The sequence below is a fragment of the Arthrobacter sp. Cza30 genome (assembly GCF_059090765.1).
Genome location: NZ_JBNHGA010000006.1, coordinates 425934 through 444244, shown reverse-complemented (window position 1 = coordinate 444244; position 18311 = coordinate 425934). Strand labels below are relative to the sequence as shown.

Annotated in this window: 15 protein-coding genes; 9 read left to right on the top strand and 6 right to left on the bottom strand. The window is 68.9% G+C overall.

Annotation, left to right across the window (positions count from 1 at the left end; translation table 11 throughout):
* Positions 1-148 precede the first annotated feature (148 nt).
* The 4 genes from glpK to AC5RVZ_RS22705 all read left to right on the top strand — a co-directional run bounded on the left by glpK (position 149) and on the right by AC5RVZ_RS22705 (position 5973).
* Complete coding sequence (glpK, locus tag AC5RVZ_RS22720; protein ID WP_494067897.1) at positions 149-1663, top strand: glycerol kinase GlpK; 1515 nt, start codon at positions 149-151, stop codon at positions 1661-1663.
* A gap of 164 nt (positions 1664-1827) precedes the next feature.
* On the top strand, positions 1828-4317 hold the full coding sequence (gene leuS, locus AC5RVZ_RS22715) for a leucine--tRNA ligase (RefSeq protein WP_494067896.1): 2490 nt from the start codon (positions 1828-1830) through the stop codon (positions 4315-4317).
* Between the two features lie 17 nt (positions 4318-4334).
* Complete coding sequence (locus tag AC5RVZ_RS22710) at positions 4335-5291, top strand: DegV family protein (protein ID WP_494067895.1); 957 nt, start codon at positions 4335-4337, stop codon at positions 5289-5291.
* 97 nt (positions 5292-5388) lie between these two features.
* Positions 5389-5973 carry a hypothetical protein gene (locus AC5RVZ_RS22705; RefSeq protein WP_494067894.1) on the top strand — a complete coding sequence of 195 codons (585 nt, stop codon included), beginning with the start codon at positions 5389-5391 and terminating at the stop codon, positions 5971-5973.
* 147 nt (positions 5974-6120) lie between these two features.
* On the opposite strand, the gene AC5RVZ_RS22700 is transcribed toward AC5RVZ_RS22705, so the two are convergent.
* Both AC5RVZ_RS22700 and AC5RVZ_RS22695 read right to left on the bottom strand, forming a co-directional pair.
* The gene (locus tag AC5RVZ_RS22700) at positions 6121-6831 is read right to left on the bottom strand and encodes a hypothetical protein (protein ID WP_494067893.1); all 711 of its coding nucleotides are present in this window, start codon (positions 6829-6831) and stop codon (positions 6121-6123) included.
* A gap of 142 nt (positions 6832-6973) precedes the next feature.
* The gene (locus tag AC5RVZ_RS22695; protein ID WP_494067892.1) at positions 6974-7549 is read right to left on the bottom strand and encodes a hypothetical protein; all 576 of its coding nucleotides are present in this window, start codon (positions 7547-7549) and stop codon (positions 6974-6976) included.
* Between the two features lie 332 nt (positions 7550-7881).
* Here AC5RVZ_RS22695 and AC5RVZ_RS22690 point away from each other — a divergent pair, with 332 nt between their 5' ends.
* From AC5RVZ_RS22690 to holA, 3 genes are all read left to right on the top strand, one after another.
* Complete coding sequence (locus AC5RVZ_RS22690) at positions 7882-8517, top strand: ComEA family DNA-binding protein (protein WP_494067891.1); 636 nt, start codon at positions 7882-7884, stop codon at positions 8515-8517.
* Between the two features lie 506 nt (positions 8518-9023).
* The gene (locus AC5RVZ_RS22685) at positions 9024-11273 is read left to right on the top strand and encodes a ComEC/Rec2 family competence protein (protein ID WP_494067890.1); all 2250 of its coding nucleotides are present in this window, start codon (positions 9024-9026) and stop codon (positions 11271-11273) included.
* A gap of 169 nt (positions 11274-11442) precedes the next feature.
* Complete coding sequence (gene holA / locus AC5RVZ_RS22680) at positions 11443-12450, top strand: DNA polymerase III subunit delta (RefSeq protein ID WP_494067889.1); 1008 nt, start codon at positions 11443-11445, stop codon at positions 12448-12450.
* Between the two features lie 3 nt (positions 12451-12453).
* Here the strand turns inward: holA and AC5RVZ_RS22675 are convergent, their stop codons facing one another.
* The 3 genes from AC5RVZ_RS22675 to AC5RVZ_RS22665 all read right to left on the bottom strand — a co-directional run bounded on the left by AC5RVZ_RS22675 (position 12454) and on the right by AC5RVZ_RS22665 (position 14301).
* Positions 12454-12999 (bottom strand): DUF2231 domain-containing protein, encoded by a 546-nt coding sequence (locus AC5RVZ_RS22675; RefSeq protein WP_494067888.1) that lies wholly within the window; start codon positions 12997-12999, stop codon positions 12454-12456.
* 195 nt (positions 13000-13194) lie between these two features.
* A complete protein-coding gene (gene rpsT / locus AC5RVZ_RS22670) occupies positions 13195-13455 on the bottom strand; it encodes a 30S ribosomal protein S20 (RefSeq protein ID WP_493978395.1) in 261 nt (86 codons plus the stop codon).
* A 267-nt stretch (positions 13456-13722) separates the two neighbouring features.
* A complete protein-coding gene (locus AC5RVZ_RS22665; protein ID WP_494067887.1) occupies positions 13723-14301 on the bottom strand; it encodes a type II toxin-antitoxin system PemK/MazF family toxin in 579 nt (192 codons plus the stop codon).
* Between the two features lie 266 nt (positions 14302-14567).
* Between AC5RVZ_RS22665 and lepA the strand changes: the two genes are divergently transcribed.
* Together lepA and hemW are read left to right on the top strand one after the other, a co-directional pair.
* Positions 14568-16421, top strand: coding sequence for a translation elongation factor 4 (lepA, locus tag AC5RVZ_RS22660; protein ID WP_493978550.1), 1854 nt, complete (start codon positions 14568-14570; stop codon positions 16419-16421).
* 47 nt (positions 16422-16468) lie between these two features.
* Positions 16469-17698 carry a radical SAM family heme chaperone HemW gene (gene hemW / locus AC5RVZ_RS22655; RefSeq protein ID WP_494067886.1) on the top strand — a complete coding sequence of 410 codons (1230 nt, stop codon included), beginning with the start codon at positions 16469-16471 and terminating at the stop codon, positions 17696-17698.
* Here the strand turns inward: hemW and AC5RVZ_RS22650 are convergent.
* Complete coding sequence (locus AC5RVZ_RS22650; protein WP_494067885.1) at positions 17646-18272, bottom strand: TetR-like C-terminal domain-containing protein; 627 nt, start codon at positions 18270-18272, stop codon at positions 17646-17648. The two genes, hemW and AC5RVZ_RS22650, sit on opposite strands and share 53 nt — an antisense overlap.
* Positions 18273-18311: the final 39 nt, after the last annotated feature.

Sequence of the window (18311 nt, the reverse complement as noted above, 5' to 3'; positions counted from 1 at the left end):
GCGCCGGGAGGCGGCCGGCCCGGGCGCCGTAAAGGGGCAGCACGGCGGACGACGGCGACGGCCCGCTCGATTGACGCTGGCGTGCGCCGCCGGTTAGGTTCAACAGCAGCCGGGCACGGAAGCCCGGACCCGAGCGTGGAGGACACAGATGGCGGAGTTCGTGCTGGCGATCGACCAGGGAACCACATCCACGCGCGCGATTATTTTCGACCACGCCGGCACGCCGGTCTCCACCGGCCAGCGCGAGCACCGGCAGATCTTCCCGCAGCCGGGCTGGGTGGAACACGACCCGCTGGAAATCTGGGACAACACCCGCGAGGTGGTGGGCACGGCGCTGTCCCGGGCCAGCCTGACCCGGCACGACATCGCCGCCGTGGGCATCACCAACCAGCGCGAAACCACCGTGGTGTGGGAGAAGAGCACCGGCCGGCCGGTCTACAACGCGATCGTCTGGCAGGACGTGCGCACGCAGCAGATCTGCGACGAACTGGCCGCCGACGGCGGGGTGGACCGCTTCCGCGAGCAGACCGGGCTGCCGCTGGCACCCTACTTCGCCGGGACCAAGCTGGCCTGGATCCTGCGCAACGTGGCCGGGGCGCGGGAACGGGCCGAGGCCGGCGAGCTGCTGTTCGGCACCACCGACAGCTGGGTGCTGTGGAACCTGACCGGCGGGCCGGACGGCGGCACGCACGCCACCGACGTGACCAACGCCTCCCGCACCCTGTTCATGGACCTGCGCACGCTGCAGTGGGAACGGGAGATCCTGGACGCCTTCGGCGTGCCGGCCGCGATGCTGCCGGAGATCCGCTCCTCGTCCGAGCCCTACGCGACCGTTCATGGCTCGCAGCTGCTGCGGCACGTCCCGGTCGCCGGCATCCTCGGCGACCAGCAGGCGGCCACGTTCGGGCAGGCGGCCTTCAACCCCGGCGAGGCCAAGAACACGTACGGCACCGGGTGCTTCGTGCTGGTCAACACGGGCGAGGAGATCGTCAGGTCGTCGCACGGCCTGCTCACATCAGTGGGCTACCAGCTGGGCAAGGCGGCGCCGCACTATGTGCTGGAGGGGTCGATCGCCGTCGCAGGGTCGCTGATCCAGTGGCTGCGCGACAACCTGGGCCTGATCTCGTCCGCGCAGGAGGCGGAGCAACTGGCGGGCACGGTCGAGGACACCGGCGGCTGCTACTTCGTGCCCGCGTTCTCGGGCCTGTTCGCCCCGTACTGGCGCCAGGACGCCCGCGGCGCGCTGGTCGGCCTGACCCGCTTCGTGACCAAGGCGCACATTGCCCGGGCCGCGCTGGAGGCCACGGCCTTCCAGACCCGGGAAGTCCTGGATGCGGTGAACGCGGACGCCGCGGTGCCGCTGACCGGCCTCAAGGTCGACGGCGGGATGGTCGCCAACGATGCGCTGATGCAGTTCCAGGCGGACATCCTGGGCGTGCCCGTGATGCGGCCCCGGGTCACCGAGACGACGGCGCTGGGGGCGGCCTATGCCGCGGGCCTCGCCGTCGGGTTCTGGGAGGGCACGGACCAGCTGGCGCGGAACTGGGTGCAGGACAAGGTGTGGGAGCCGCAGATGCAGGCGGAAGAGCGGGAACGCAGGCTGCGTTTGTGGAAGAAAGCGGTCACCCGGACCTTCGACTGGGTCGACGACGATGTCCTGTGAACGTGCGGTAAAGTGGTCCCATGTTCGCACTGCTCCTTAGCTAGCCGCTGCCGCGGGGCCCAGGCCCTGCTTCAGCGGCCCGCCCCTCCGATGCCGAGGGGCTTTTGTGTGTCTAGGGGAGTCAGGCCAGTGCGCAGTACAGACAAGAGGACGAGGCAAGCACAGTGAGTACGCAGCCGGGAACGGAACAGCACGAGTACAGTTTCTCTGCCATGGAGGCCAAGTGGCCGGCCGTGTGGGAGGAACTTGATGTCTTCGCTCCCGCCGACGACGGTTCCCGCGAACGCCGCTACGTGCTGGACATGTTCCCCTACCCCTCCGGCGACCTGCACATGGGCCACGCCGAAGCCTTCGCCATGGGCGACGTCGTGGCACGCTACTGGCGGCTGAAGGGCTACGACGTCCTGCACCCGATCGGCTGGGACTCCTTCGGCCTGCCGGCTGAGAACGCCGCGATCAAGCGCAACGCCCACCCCAGCGAGTGGACCTACGCCAACATCGACACCCAGGCGGCGTCCTTCAAGCGCTACGCGATCAGCGCCGACTGGTCGCGCCGGGTGCACACCTCCGACCCGGAGTACTACCGCTGGACCCAGTGGCTGTTCCTGCGGTTCTACGAGCGCGGCCTGGCCTACCGCAAGAACTCCCCGGTCAACTGGTGCCCGAAGGACCTGACCGTGCTGGCCAACGAACAGGTGGTCAACGGGGCCTGTGAACGCTGCGGCACCCCCGTGACCAAGAAGAGCCTGAACCAGTGGTACTTCAAGATCACCGATTACGCCGACCGCCTGCTGGACGACATGGACGAGCTCAAGGGCCACTGGCCGGAGCGCGTGCTGGCCATGCAGCGCAACTGGATCGGCCGCTCCGAGGGCGCGCACGTCCGGTTCACGGTGGAGGAGGCGGGCGGACGCCCGGCCCAGGACGTCACGGTCTTCACCACCCGCCCGGACACCCTGAACGGCGCCACCTTCTTCGTGGTCGCGGCTGACGCGCACCTGGCGCTGGACCTGGTGGCCCCGGAGCATCACGATGCGCTGATGGCCTACCGGGAGCAGATCAAGGCACTCTCCGACATCGAGCGCCAGTCCACCGAACGCGAGAAGACCGGCGTGTTCCTGGGCCGCTACGCGATCAACCCGCTCAACGGCGAAAAGCTGCCGGTCTGGGCCGCCGACTACGTGCTGGCCGACTACGGGACCGGCGCCATCATGGCCGTCCCGGCGCACGACCAGCGCGACCTCGACTTCGCGAAGGCCTTCGACCTGCCCGTGCGCGCCGTCGTCGACACCGGGGAAGGGGACCCGGCCGAGACCGGGATCGCCACCAGCGGCGAAGGCACCCTGATCAATTCCGGCGAGCTCGACGGCCTGTCCAAGACCGAGGCCATTGCCCGCGCCATCGACCTCGTGGAGGCGGCCGGCACCGGCGAGAAGACCGTGAACTTCCGGCTGCGTGACTGGCTGCTGTCCCGGCAGCGGTTCTGGGGCGCGCCGATCCCGATCGTCCACTGCGACGAGTGCGGTGAGGTCCCGGTTCCCGATGACCAGCTGCCCGTGCGGCTGCCCGACGACCTGCGCGGCGAAGCCCTGTCGCCCAAGGGCACCTCGCCGCTGGCCTCCGCCGCGGACTGGGTCAACACCGACTGCCCGAATTGCGGCAAGGCCGCCCGCCGGGACACCGACACCATGGACACCTTCGTGGATTCGTCCTGGTACTACCTGCGCTTCGCCTCCCCGGACTACGCCGAGGGCCCGTTCGAGAAGGACGCCGCGGCCCGCTGGCTGCCGGTGGACCAGTACGTCGGCGGAGTCGAGCACGCCATCCTGCACCTGCTCTACAGTCGGTTCTTCACCAAGGTGCTCAAGGACATGGACCTGATCGACTTCGACGAGCCGTTCCGCGCGCTGCTGAACCAGGGCCAGGTGCTCAACGGCGGCAAGGCGATGAGCAAGTCGCTGGGCAACGGCGTGGACCTGGGCGAGCAGCTGGACAAGTTCGGCGTGGACGCCGTGCGGCTGACCATGATCTTCGCCTCGCCGCCCGAAGACGACGTGGACTGGGCGGACGTTTCGCCCTCCGGCTCGGCCAAGTTCCTGGCCCGCGCCTGGCGGCTGGGACAGGACGTCGCCTCCGCTCCGGGCACGGAGTACGACGACGGCGACCGCGCCCTGCGCTCCGTCACCCACCGGACCGTTGCCGACGCGGCGGAACTGCTCGATGCCGGCAAGTTTAACGTGGTCATCGCCCGGCTGATGGAGCTGGTCAACGCCACCCGCAAGGCCATCGACGCCGGACCTGGTGCCGCCGACCCGGCCGTCCGCGAGGCCACCGAGGCCGTCGCCATCATCCTGAGCCTGTTTGCCCCCTACACCGCGGAGGACCTCTGGGCCCGGCTGGGCCACGAACCGTCCGTCGTTAAGGCGTCCTGGCCGGCCGTGGACCAGTCCCTGCTGGTGCAGGACACGGTCACGGCCGTGGTGCAGGTAGCCGGGAAGGTGCGCGACCGGCTGGAGGTGGCAGCCGACGTGGACGCGGACGAGCTGGAAAAGCTCGCCCTGGCCTCGCCGCAGATCATCCGGACCCTTGACGGCCGCGGAGTGCGCAAGGTGATTGTGCGCGCGCCGAAGCTGGTCAACATCGTGCCGGCCTGACCGGCGGCCCGGCCCCGATGAATTGGCTCGAGCACCTCGTACAGCGGTCCAAGCAGTTGCTGCACCAGCAGCAGCAGGCGCCTGCCCGGCCGGGGCAGCCGCCGCGGCACCGGGTCGCCGTCGTCACGGATTCGGCGGCTACGCTGCCCGCGGACTGGGTCAACCAGCCGGACACGGCGGACTGGCTGCGGGTGGTGCCGATGCCGGTCATGATTTCGGGCCAGATCTACGGGGAAGGCGTCGACGACGTCGCGTCCGCCCTGGCGGTCGGGCTCGCCGAGGGGCGCGACATCAAGACGTCGCGCCCGTCGCCGGGGCTTCTGGAGCGGACCTACCGGGAGCTCGAAGACCTGGGCTTCGACGCGATCGTCTCCATCCACCTCTCGGCCGAGCTCTCCGGCACGATCGAAGCGGCGGGCCTGGCGGCCGACGGCGTGGGCATCCCGGTGGAAGTGGTGGACACGCGCAGCGCCGCGCTGGGTGAAGGATTCGCCGTCATCGATGCCGTCATCGCGGCGCAGAGCGGTCTCGACCGGCAGGCCGTGACGGAGCGCGCCAAGGCGGCCGCCGTGTGTTCAGACGTCTTTTTCTACGTGCCCAGCCTGGACCAGCTGCGCCGCGGCGGCCGGATTTCCGCCGCCTCCGGCCTGCTCGGCACCCTGCTGGCGATCAAGCCGCTGCTGGCCATCCGCGACGGTGCCATCCTGCCGCTGGAGAAGGTGCGCACCGCCGCCCGCGCCCAGGCCCGGCTGCAGCAGCTGGTGGTGCGCCGGATCGAGGAACTCGACTACGAACCCCGTGTGGCGGTGCACTACTTCGGCAACGAAACCGAGAGCCGGGCCATCGCGGAAACCCTGCAGCAGTACCTGAGCGACGAGGTGCTGCTGACCCCGGTGCCCTCGGTCCTGGCCGCCCACACCGGACTGGGCGTCGTCGCGGTGGTCGTCGGTCCGCCGACGCCGCCCCTGGACTAGTCGTTCCGGGGAACAAGCTTTTGCTTACCTGCGGCACAACTCTCATATCGATACTCGAGTGCCAGTAATTCCAAAGGCGAAGGGACGACAATGAAGCATGGTCGCGCCCGAAGTACCGACACGCGCTCCGAAGAGCAAACTGGAGCGCATCTCTGATCACGCCATTTGGTGGCTGCCCATGGTGGCTTTGCTGCCTGCAAATATTCTGCTGCCGAATGCGGACCTGGGCGCCCGTATCCTCACCAGCCTCGGGGTAGTCATCCTCGTCGAAGCCCTGCTGCTCGTCGGTGTGAGACGCGACAAACGCAAGCGTCTGATCGTGGATATCGAAGAACACGGGATCATTGATTGCCTCCTCCGGTACCCCAACGCTGTGCCCGGGTCACTGCGCGACCGCTGGGCACCCGGGTCGGCTCAGCTCAAGCCAAGCACCATCGTGTTCAGAGAGCGCAACGTCATCGAACCGTTTGGCCCGGACCAATTCATCGGAGCGCCCCGAATACTCGAGGTCCAGTCACCGCCCGAGCAACGGGTGCTGCCTCCGTCTACGCGAAAGGAGATCCGTAGGAACCAGCGCGTGGTCAGTATCCGAACGAGGGACGGTGAAGTGGAAGTGGCAGCTGATGAGATGAGCCTCAACTCCTTGCGCAGGCTCGTCTACGGAACAAACGATGGCGATTGAACGCTCACGACCGTGGTCGAGTCACGCCGGGCGACAGCCGGCGGTGATGCCAGGCCTAAGCGAGCTGCTCCAGTTTGTAGATAGCCATGACGGGGCCATCATCTCTAACAGCTACCGGAAAATTTGTTGCTCAACGTGACACCAGCTTCAGGAGTACCTAGGCCCGGGCTTTACTGCGACCGAGCGCCGGCCGGCCCACGCTGCCATCAACAGCCCTGCCAGCACCGCCGCGCCGGCGAAGCCCCGCGGCGAAGCCCATCCGAGCTCCGGCAGCGTCAGCGCCACTGCAACGACCGCGCAGGAGAGCAGGAACTCGACGGCGGCTCGCAGGAGCCGCTGCCTGTAAGCAGGCGATGCGATGAAGTGTGCCAGCGGTACTAGCGGCACCATGGCGAGTAGGGCGGTACCGAGAAACGGGTAGAGCCCGTAAAAGACGAAGAACAGCGACGACGCCGCCAGGAGCACCACGAAAAGTGCCAGCTTTGCCACCCGCTGCGTCCCGCCGTAATTGTCCCAGCGCCGGCAGACAATGGCCCAGGCCGGCAGGCCCAGCAACCAAAGCCCGCCCCAGTAGCCGGTGCCCAGCACCCACAGCGCCACCATCAACAAACCGGGCAGAACGAATGCCAAGACGCGGCCCCAAGTGACATCTCTGCGATCAGGACCGTAAATGAACAGCCCAATAACTGCGTACACGATCAAATACCCAGGCAACAGCTCAGCATCAGGCCGGGTCGCCAGCTCAAAGAGGAGCAACAGCATGCCAATGGCTGCGACAGCAACAGCGGCCACTACCCAGGGGCGGCCTGGAGCCGCCACATCGTCAAGCCAAGCCGGCCAATGCATCAGGGTTTCCATGCCTGCAGTATTGCAGAGCGGGCGGTAGATACCCCGCCCGCTCTGCCGCCCATCCTGCACGCCGCACATCACGACGCGGCAGCATACGGCTATTCGCAGGATTGATCAGAAGTCTCGAACGCGGGCTACGGCCAGTATGCCGCTATTTTCGGTCCGTGCGGGGCGCGAATAAACGTCGAAAACCTTTGAGCGGCGTAGGCCGGTAGGCTCGCTCTTCATAGTGCTCCCGGATACCCTGCAGAAGGTTTTCGTATTCGGTCCGCTCAAAGGTGAAGGACTGGCCCGGGAAGATCCAAGGCTCGTCGTCAGCGGCCTGCCAACCGAATCTCTGCCATGTGATTGTCTGGGGCGTCTGCGACAGTTCCATGCTCACCGTGCCGCACCATAGATCGCCGCAGACCGGACAGAGCAGGAGCGCAATACGCCCGTCGTCGAAGTCACCCGGCATATGTCCCAGCAGTCGGTCTAAGTACTCCAATGCAGCCTTCGGTGACCAATCATCACGCAGTGCCGTGGTTTCCTGTTCCGGCCGCGCCGCGTCTTCTGGAATTCTCAGCAGGTCCTTTAGGGGCCGACCGTCAACCAGGAATCCGAGGAAGTCCAGCGGGTGCTCTCGTCCTGTGGGAATTTCCGTGTAGTGCGAGGTAGCAGTTTCGACACTTAGTCGGTGGCGATCGTTTCCCATGCACTCAGTATTGCTGGAGATTTGATTGTCCATGCATATTTCTGATTTGTGCCACGCTGGTCGTCGGACCGCGGATGCCATCCCGAGGTTGAGTGTTCCTGTCCTCCACAGACAGCGCCGCCGAGCCGCTGTCCACGACAGTTTGCTGCACGGGCGGGGCAGCAGCCCCACCGCCCTACTGTTGCCCGATGGGCCGACACCGCTGGCTTCCGTCAACCGCCCGCGGCGGCATTGCGTCGCGGCCGCGGCGAACTCCGCGCTTCCGCATAGCCCTCGGGGCCGCATTCGTGGTGGCCGGGCTGTGCCTCGGCTACGGACTTGTTTCGCTGGCCACCGCCGATGTAAGCCGCTCGACTGCTCCTATCTTGGAGAGCATCCCGCTGGCGTCCGCGCCGGCTGCCCGTCCGCCTGCCGCCGAGGGATCGGAAGGGGAGCCCCCAGCAGCGCCGTCTGCTGCTGCCGGCGAAGACGGTACGGAGACCGCGGATGAACCGGCAGGCGGCGGCCCCGGCATCATCGTCCATGTGGCCGGGGCCGTTGCCTCGCCGGGGATCGTCCGGCTGGCCGACGGCTCAAGGGTGTTCGAGGCCATTGACGCGGCCGGGGGTGCCACGAAGAAGGCCCAGCTCGAGGCGCTGAACCTCGCGGCGCCGTTGACCGACGGACAGCAGGTCTATGTGCCCACGCCGGATGCGCCCAGGCCGCCACAACCGGCGGTCGGTTCGGGAGGCGGCGGCGGTGCCGGTGGGGGCTCCGGCGGCGGGGAGGCGGAAGCCAGTAAGGGCGGCGGCGCCGCTGGCGGTCCGGCTGCCAAGATCAACATCAATACGGCGACGGCCGAGGAGCTCCTTGAGCTGCCCCGGGTCGGACCGGTTCTTGCCGCGCGGATTGTCGAGTTCCGCGAGCAGCACGGCCCGTACGGGCAGCCGTCGGATCTTGATGCAGTGCCCGGCATCGGGCCGGTCATGCTGGAGTCGTTGGTGGAGCTGGTGTCGGTATGAGCCGGCCGCCGCGCTGGCAGCGGTACGCGGATGCGGCCCGACGTCCTTCTGTCGTTAGGCCGGACCAGAATGAGGGAGGACAGCCGCCCAGCCGGCGCAGCGACCTGGGCCGTCTGTTGCTGCGCCACGTCGAGCCAGATCCCGCGGCCGCTGAGGCCGCTGCGGCGGAGGCCGACGGCCGGCGCTTGGATCTTCGCTTGGGGCTCGTTGCGGCGGCATGCTGGGCAGCTGCGCTGGCGCTGCCGCACGCGCCGCCGGGGGTGGCCCTGCTGTCCGCGGGCGTGCTGTTGGGAACCGCCTGTGCAGCGAGCGCCCGTTTGCTGTTGCCGCTGCGGCCGGTCCGGCTCCTGCCTCGGCTGGCCAGCTGGCCGGCACGCCACCATCGAACCCGGCCCCGGGAAGACCCGCCTCAGCCAAGGTCCCCCCGGGAGGGAAGCCGGCACCACCCACGAGCCCGGCAGCAGGGAAACCCGCCTCAATCCCGCGCCCGGCCTCGGGGCCGCGGCGTGGGAGGCATCGCCGTCGTCGTTGTGCTGTGCAGTTGCACCGGGCTGCTGTCCCTGACGGTGGGGCTGCAGCAGGCGAAGCGGCTGGCGGGCCCGATCGGGACGGCCATCACCGCCGAGCAGACCATCACGGCCCGCCTGGTGGCGACCGGGGACGCCGCGGAGGTCAGGGCGCCGCGGCAGTTTGGCAGCGGGCCGCGTTTCCACCTGACCGCGACCATCGTCGAGGCCACGGCCGGCCGCGTGCGGTTCGAGGCCGACACGCCGGTGCAGGTCCTGGGCGGGCCGGAGTGGTCCCACGTGCGGTTCGGCGAGCGGCTGCGGACCTCCGGCAAGCTCGTCCGGGCGGTCCCGGGACAGGCCGTCGATGCCCTGCTGATAGCAGCCACCGCCCCGTCGGAGCGCTCGGCACCACCCCTGGACGCGTGGGTCTCGGCCCTGCGCGGCCAGTTCGTGGCGGCGCTGGCGGGATTGCCACCCGACGCCCGGGGGCTGCTTCCCGGGATGGTGCTGGGGGACAAGGAACACCAGGCTGCGGACCTCGAGGAGGCCATGCGGCGTACCGGGTTGACGCACCTTCTCACCGTCAGCGGCGCCAATGTTTCGTATGTGCTGGCCTTCATCTACCTGCTCGGATCGGCGGTCCGCCTGCCCCGGTGGGCGAAGGCGGTTGCGGGCCTTGTTGGTCTCGCCGGGTTCGTGCTGCTGGTCCGGCCGGAGCCCAGCGTGCTGCGGGCGGCGGTGATGGGCTCGCTGGGAGTGGTTGCGGTACTGAGCGGACGGGGCAGGGCAGCGCTGTCCTTCCTGGCCGTGGCGGTGCTGGTGTTGCTGATCGTCGATCCGTGGCTGGCGGCCAGCTACAGCTTCGTGCTCTCGGTGTTGGCGACCCTCTCGCTCGTGCTGCTGGGGACCGCGTGCTCCCGCCGCCTGCAGCGCTTCCTGCCGGTCCCGCTGGCGCACGCGGTCGCCATGCCGCTGGCGGCGCAGGTCTTCTGTGCCCCGGTCATTGTCCAGCTCCAGCCCGAACTGGCCTTGTATGCTGTCCCCGCCAACGTGGCTGCGGGACCGCTGGTCCCCTTCATCACGGTCACCGGGATGATCGGGACGGGACTGCTGCCGCTGTTGCCAGGACCGGGCGCCGCGGTGCTGCATGCCGCGGGCTGGATGACCTTGTGGATCGCAGGGGTCGCCCGCTGGTTCTCCGAATTGCCCATGGCCGCGCTGCCGTGGGCGGGTGGCCCGCTGGGTGCCGCCGGAGCGGCGGGTGCCGGTCTGGCGCTCCTGTGGGGACTGCGGGCCGCGGACAGACGGCGGGCTCCGCAGGAGCAACACCATGGGTCCGACGACGACGCCGGGTCGGAGTTGCGGGGGCGCGGCGTCGCTTCCGGCATGCGCCCTACGTTGTTCAAGCTGGTCTGTTGGACAGCCCTGCCCGGGCTCGCAGCAGGGGCGCTGGCGGGTGCGCTGCTGCGGCCGGCACCGGCGGGGGAGTGGGACGTGGCGGCCTGCGACGTCGGACAGGGTGATGGGCTGGTGGTGCGCACAGGCGAGGGCAGCGCGATCGTGGTGGATACCGGACCCGACCCGGAGGTCATGGACCGGTGCCTTGACCGACTCAACGTGGAAAGGATCGACCTGCTGGTGCTGACCCACATGCATTTGGACCACTATGGCGGACTGGCGGGAGCCGTTGCGGGACGGCAGACAGCGCGGGTGCTGTACTCGAGCGCCGAGGCAGCGCCACCGGCTTCCGTGCTGGCCACGCTTGAGGGCCAGCGGCTGCAGGCCGAGCGTGCCTTTGCGGGCCTTTCCGGCTCGTCCGGAGCAGTTGCCTGGGCGGTGCACTGGCCGGTGGAGGGCGGGGGCGGGCTGTCCGAAAACGACGCGAGCATCGTCATCGACCTCACGCTGCCGTCGCCTGCCGGAGGATCGACGCGGATGCTGCTGACCGGCGACCTGGAGGAGGAGCAATTGCCGGCCCTGATACGCCGGTTGGGACCGGACTTCGCCGTCGACGTGCTCAAGGTCAGCCATCACGGCGCACGGAACGGGGGAACCGAACTTATCACCGCGCTGCGTCCGGCCGCGGCCCTGATCTCCGTGGGCGCCGGCAACGATTACGGCCATCCGGCGGGCGAAATCCTGGCGGCGCTCAAAGCGGCCGGCGCGCACGCCCTCAGGACCGACGAGCTGGGAACGGTCCTCGTGGACGTCGGCGACCGGGAATTGTCCGTCCGCGCTAACCGCTAGCCGGGCAGCGGAGGCCCGAGCCGGCCGGGCAGGGGAGAACTGTGCCAGGTGGGTAACGAGAACTGGGCCAAGCGGGTAGCGGAGACCCGGGCCAGGCGGCAGCGGGCAACTACTTTGGGCAAAAGGCCCGGATCGTGAAACTCTTGACCTGAACAAGGAGGAAACTGCCGTGAACCCGCCACCCGGATCCCGCTCTTCGGCCGCCAAGAAGAGTGCCGTCACCGTCTCCTGGCGTGACGTCGAGCCGGCCGCCGTCGTGCTCGTCAGCGGTCCGGAAGAGTACTTGGCCCACCGGGCCAAGGAACGCATCCGGGGCCTCCTGCGCGGCCAGCACCCGGACCTTGAGCTGGTCCAGCTCGATGCCTCCGCCTACACCACCGGCGAGCTCACCATGCTGGCCAGCCCCAGCCTCTTCGGAGAAGCGAAACTCATCGAGGCGTCGTCGCTGGCGCAGATGAACGACGAGTTCCTCACGGACCTGCTGGCCTATGTGGCGGCACCGGCCGAGGACGTCTGGCTCGTCCTGCACCACGGGGGCGGAACCCGCGGCAAGAAACTGCTGGACGCGGTCAAGGCTTCCGGCGCCCCCGTTGTCGACTGCCAGGCCATGAAGAAGGACTCCGAAAAACTGGACTTCGTCAGGCAGGAGTTCAAGTCGGCCCGCCGGGCCATCGAACCCGCCGCGGCCCAGGCCCTGGTGGCCGCCGTCGGCTCGTCCCTCCCGGACCTGGCAGCCGCCTGTTCCCAATTGATTTCCGACGCCGACAGTGCGGTCACCGAAGAGACGGTCGAGAAGTACTACGGCGGGCGGGTCGAGGCCACCGGATTCAAAGTCGCGGATGCGGCCGTATCCGGCCGCGGCGCGGCCGCGCTGTCTTCCCTCCGGCACGCCCTGGCTACCGGGGTGGATCCCGTGCCGATCGTTGCCGTGCTGGCCATGAAGCTACGCCAGATTGCCAAGGTCAAGAGCGCGTCGGCCAATGCGCGCGATCTGGGCATGGCGCCGTGGCAGTTTGACCAGGCCCGCAGGGACGCGCGGCTGTGGGAATCAGATGCCCTGGCCCGCTGCATCCAGGTTTTGGCCGAGACCGATGCCCAGGTCAAAGGCGAGGGCCGCGACCCGGAATATGCCGTGGAGCGGGCCGTCACCTTGATCGCCACCAGCGCGCGCCGCTGAACCTCAGGCGCCGCTGGCTCTTCCGCCGTGCCCCCGGACCCGGCTGCCCATGTAGCCGCCGAGGAAACCCCCGGTGATCGCGACGGCTGAGCCTGCCCGCGCCAAGCCGATCCCCAGCCCCTGACGTCCCTTCCGGCGGGCCAGCCACGAGCCGGCGAATACCACGGTGGCCGCCGAGGTTGCCGCTGAATGCAAAACGCCGATGCGCCGCGTGGCCGGGTCCGCCGTGGTCCATTCGGCCAGGCCGGCCACTGCGGTGGGAAGGGCGGCCAGCACCCCCACACCCACCAGACGGCGGGCGGCCAGGCGCTCTCCGCCGTCGTCGTCAAACAAGTCGAGGAACACGGCCATGAACCAGGCGCCGAACGGCGCGTCGGTCAGGATCGCATGCGGCGGGATGGCTGTGTCCACCCCGCTGAAGAACCGTTTGAGCGCAGGCCTTCCGACCAGGGGAGCGCCCAGCCCGCCCAGCACTCCGACCGCCCCGTCCAGCGCCGGGGACCGCCCCACCCGGTCGACGAACCGCAGGTAGGCATTCGAGCCGTTCATTTCCCCGCCCCATCCCGCCCGAGATAACGGCGCGCGCAGACCCCCGGCGCCCGCGGACACAACCAAAGGTACCCTCCGGGCGGGCCGTCGTCTGCAGCCGGACGGCCGGACGCACAAAAGCCGGAGGCCACCACCCCGAACGGGTGGCGGCCTCCGGCCTTGGCTTAGGTCGGCCTTTCGGCCGGAACGCGCTGCTTAGAGCGCGTTGACCTTCTTGGCCAGCGAAGACTTGTGGTTCGCGGCGTTGTTCTTGTGGATGACACCCTTGCTGACGGCCTTGTCGAGCTTCCGGCTAGCGGCAACCAGGGCGGTGGCGGCGGCGTCCTGGTCAGCGGACTGGACGGCACCGGTCACGGCGCGGATGGCGGTCTTCAGCTCGGACCGAACCGAGATGTTGCGCTGGCGTGCCTTCTCGTTGGTGAGGATGCGCTTCTTCTGGGACTTGATATTGGCCACGAAATAACTCTCTTTGTTGAGGAACTTGGTCTTTTGAGGGCAGTCGGTCCGGTCATTGACTGAGCGGCGTGGGGTACCGTAATGGCAACCGGCCCGAGGTGCCCGTCGACCTGCGCGGACACACAGCTATAAATGTTAGCAGATCCGTGCTCAGGGCGGCGGACCTGCGCGCGACCGACACGCCGCGCCCCGGCGGCGGGCCTGCGGGCGGCCGACACGCCGCGGGCCGGCCGGTGCACAGCCCGGGACCGCCGGCCGCCCCTCCGATCAGCTCCAGCCGCGGCGGCGCATGGCCCGGGCAACCTCGTCGAACGAGGCCCGCGGCAGCACCGCTCCTTCGCGCCGGACCCGATCCGGCTCCAGCTGCAGCACGCGGTCGAGCTTGACTTCACTCGGGCGGCCCCGGATGTCCCAGGCGCCTGAGCCCAGATCCAGGTAGTCGCGGTCGCGCTGGCCGTCGTTGTTCCGGTCCCGTGTGGTCAGCATGAGCGCCAGCAAGCGGCCGCGGTGGTAGCCGATGACCAGGACGGGCCTGTCCTTGCCCCGCGTGTGGTCCTCTTCATACGGCACCCACGTCCAGACGATCTCGCCGGGATCCGGCGCGCCGTCGGCCTCGGGGGAGTAGCTGATGGTCCCGGTGCCCCGGTAGTCGCCCGGATACGCCGAGCCCGGACCGGTTTCCGTGCCCCGGGGACCGGCCACACCTCCGGGAGGCCGGCCCTGCCTGCCGGCCACCGGACCGCGCCGCGGCGTGGAACCTCCGGAGTGTCCGGCACGGGACAGCCCGCGGACGGCTCGGACGGCGGAGCGAAGGAGACGGTTGAGGCCGCGTTGGGAAAATGCCATGGCCCTAGGCTACCGACGGCGGCACGGGCGGGAAATCGACGCGTCTGCCGTTTCGGCACGGCCGCGAGAACGGCAGGTCTGCCGGTTCGGCACCTGCGCGAGAGCGGCGGGTCCGTCGATCCGGCACCTGAGCGATCTCGCCGGCTACGCGCCCGGGTGCGCGGATCGCGGGCCGGCGTGGGACACTTATAGTTGAGCAAATTCAGCGTGCTGGTCGACCCGGCCGCATTGCCGTAGCCCGCTTGTCTGAGAGTAAGGAACCATCTGTGTCACCGATGGCCCGCACCGCGCCGGTGCCTGCCGCCACCGATCCGGCGATCATCAGGAACTTTTGCATCATCGCCCACATCGACCACGGCAAGTCCACTCTTGCCGACCGGATGCTCCAGCTCACCGGCGTGGTCCAGCCGCGCGACATGAAGGCCCAGTACCTGGACCGGATGGACATCGAGCGGGAACGCGGCATCACCATCAAGTCCCAGGCCGTGCGCATGCCGTGGGAGCTTGACGACGTCAGTTACGCCCTGAACATGATCGACACCCCGGGCCACGTGGACTTCACCTATGAAGTTTCCCGGTCGCTGGCAGCCTGCGAAGGCGCGGTCCTGCTGGTGGACGCGGCCCAGGGCATCGAGGCCCAGACGCTGGCCAACCTCTACCTGGCGATGGAGAACGACCTCACCATCATCCCGGTCCTGAACAAGATCGACCTGCCGGCCGCGCAGCCGGAAAAGTACGCGGCCGAGCTGGCGAACCTGATCGGCGGCGATCCCGAAGACGTGCTGAAGGTCTCCGGCAAGACCGGCGTGGGCGTCGAAGCGCTGCTGGACAAGATCGTGCGCGACCTGCCGGCCCCGACGGGCGACGCGGACGCACCGGCCCGCGCGATGATCTTCGACTCGGTCTACGACACCTACCGCGGTGTGGTCACGTATGTCCGCGTGGTCGACGGCAAGCTTTCGCCGCGCGAACGCATCCAGATGATGTCCACCCGGGCCAGCCACGAGCTGCTCGAGATCGGGGTCAGCTCGCCCGAACCCACCCCGTCCAACGGCCTGGGCGTCGGGGAGGTCGGCTACCTGATCACTGGCGTGAAGGACGTCCGCCAGTCCAAGGTCGGCGACACCGTCACCAACCTGCTCAAGCCGGCAGCGGAGTCCCTCGGCGGCTACGCAGACCCCAAGCCCATGGTCTTTTCCGGGCTCTACCCGATCGACGGGACGGACTACCCGGTACTGCGCGACGCGCTGGACAAGCTCAAGCTCAACGACGCGGCACTGATCTACGAGCCGGAGACCTCAGCGGCCCTCGGCTTCGGCTTCCGGGTCGGCTTCCTCGGGCTGCTGCACCTGGAAATCACCCGGGAACGGCTTGAGGCCGAGTTCAACCTGGACCTGATCTCCACGGCCCCCAACGTGGTCTACGAGGTCACGCTGGAGGACAAGAAGATCCTGACGGTCACCAACCCGAGCGAATATCCCGACGGGAAGGTTTCCGAGGTTCGCGAGCCGATGGTCTCGGCGACCATCCTCGCGCCCAACGAGTTCGTCGGCACCATCATGGAGCTCTGCCAAGGCCGCCGCGGCGAGATGAAGGGGATGGACTACCTCTCCGAGGACCGGGTGGAGCTGCGCTACCGGCTGCCGCTGGCGGAAATCGTCTTCGACTTCTTCGACAACCTCAAGTCGCGCACCCGCGGCTATGCCTCGCTGGACTGGAAGGCCGACGGCGAGCAGGTGGCCGACCTGGTCAAGGTGGACATCCTGCTGCAGGGCGAACAGGTCGACGCGTTCAGCGCCATCACGCACCGTGAGAAGGCCTACAGCTACGGCGTCATGATGACCTCCAAGCTGCGCGAGCTCATCCCGCGCCAGCAGTTCGAGGTGCCCATCCAGGCCGCGATCGGTTCCCGCATCATCGCGCGCGAAAACATCCGCGCCATCCGCAAGGACGTGCTGGCCAAGTGCTACGGCGGCGACATCTCCCGTAAGCGCAAGCTGCTGGAGAAGCAGAAGGAAGGCAAGAAGCGGATGAAGATGGTCGGCCGCGTGGAGGTCCCGCAGGAGGCCTTCATCGCCGCGCTGTCGTCGGATGACTCCAAGGACAAGGCAAAGAAGTAGTTCCGCAGTGCTTGTGACAACAACGACGACGGCGGAGGCGCGCCTCAGTGCCTAGCGTCCTGCCCGTGGGGGACCCGGCGCCGGCCGACGGCCTGCTGCCCGCACAGGCGGCGGTCGGCGCGGAGGACCGCGCGTTCTGCCTGTATGTGCACATCCCGTTCTGCCGGGTGCGCTGCGGCTACTGCGATTTCAACACCTACACCGCCAAGGAACTGGGTTCCGGCGCGTCGCAGGATGAATACTCGGGCACCCTGAACACGGAGCTGGAGCTGGCCGCGCGGGTCTTGCGCGATTCCGGCGTGCCGGAGCGGCCGCTGTCCACAGTGTTCTTTGGGGGCGGCACGCCCACCCTGCTGCCGGCGGCGGACCTGGCGTCCATGCTGCGCCGGGCCGCAGGCCTGTGGGGTTTGGAGCCGGGCGCGGAGGTCACCACGGAGGCCAACCCGGACTCGGTGACGCCGCAGTCGCTGGAGATCCTGGCCGACGCCGGATTCACCCGGGTGTCCTTCGGCATGCAGTCCGCCGTGCCGCACGTCCTGCAGGTGCTCGACCGCACGCACGACCCGGAGCGGGTGCCGCAGGCCGTGCAGTGGGCACGTGACGCCGGGCTGAACGTCAGCCTCGACCTGATCTACGGCACGCCGGGCGAATCCATCGCGGACTGGGAAGCCAGCCTCGACTCCGCGATCGCCTGCACGCCGGACCATATCTCCGCCTACGCCCTGATCGTCGAGGAAGGCACCAAGCTTGCCGCCCAGATCCGGCGCGGCGAAGTGCCCGGCATCGACGACGACGACCATGCCGCCAAGTATGAGATCGCCGACGCGCGGCTCGGCGCGGCAGGCTTCGGCTGGTACGAGGTCAGCAACTGGGCCCGCACTCCCGAGGACCGCTGCCGGCACAACCTGGCCTACTGGCGCGGGGACGACTGGTGGGGAGCCGGTCCGGGCGCACATTCGCACGTGGGCGGCGTCCGGTGGTGGAACGTGAAGCACCCCGCGGCCTACGCCCAGCGGCTGGCCACGGGGGTATCTCCGGCAGCCGGCCGCGAAACGCTGGACACCGGCACCCGCCAGCTGGAACACGTGATGCTCCAGACCCGCATCATCGACGGGCTGCAGACCCGGGACCTGGGCCCGAACGGCCGGAAGGCCGTGGCCGGGCTGATCGCCGACGCCCTGGTCGACCCGGCCGCGGCCTTCGCCGGGACCATCCGGCTCACCCTCAAGGGCCGGCTGCTGGCCGACGCGGTGGTGCGCCGGCTGCTCGAGGACTGACTTCACCGGCCTCCAGCGACCGGCCGATCCGGTGCAGGGCCGCCTCGTAGGCGGAGTCCCAGCTCCACCCGGCCGCCGGGGCGCCCGCCAGCTCCAGCGAGACGAGCCCGTGGACCTGGCCCCACACCACGCCGACCATGGACGCGACGTCGTCGTCCGATGCCCCGGGCAGGGCGGCGGCGACGGCGGCAAACAGCGGCGCGATCGCTGGCTCCGCGGCGCCGGGCGTCGGCTGGCACGGCACCTGGCTGGCCAATGAACCGCCGAACATGAGGCCGTACAGGACCGGATGCTCCAAGGCCCACGCCCGATAGGCCCTGCCCAGCGCCTCCAGTCCGTCGGGAGCGGCGCGCTGTTGGGAGGCCGCGAAGGAGGCGAAACCGTCGTCGAGGATGGCGGTGAGCAGCTCCGCCTTCCCGCCGAAGAGCGAGTACACCGCCGTCGTTGACGTCCCGGCCGCCGCCGCGATCGCCCGGAGCGACACAGCCGGCGCGCCGTCGCGGGCGATCAGGGCCGCGGCAGTGTCGAGGAGCGTGCGGCGCAGCGAATCATCGTGGACTATGGGTCTTGCCATGACCCCAGTATTCCATAACAATGTTCTGTAACACTGTTA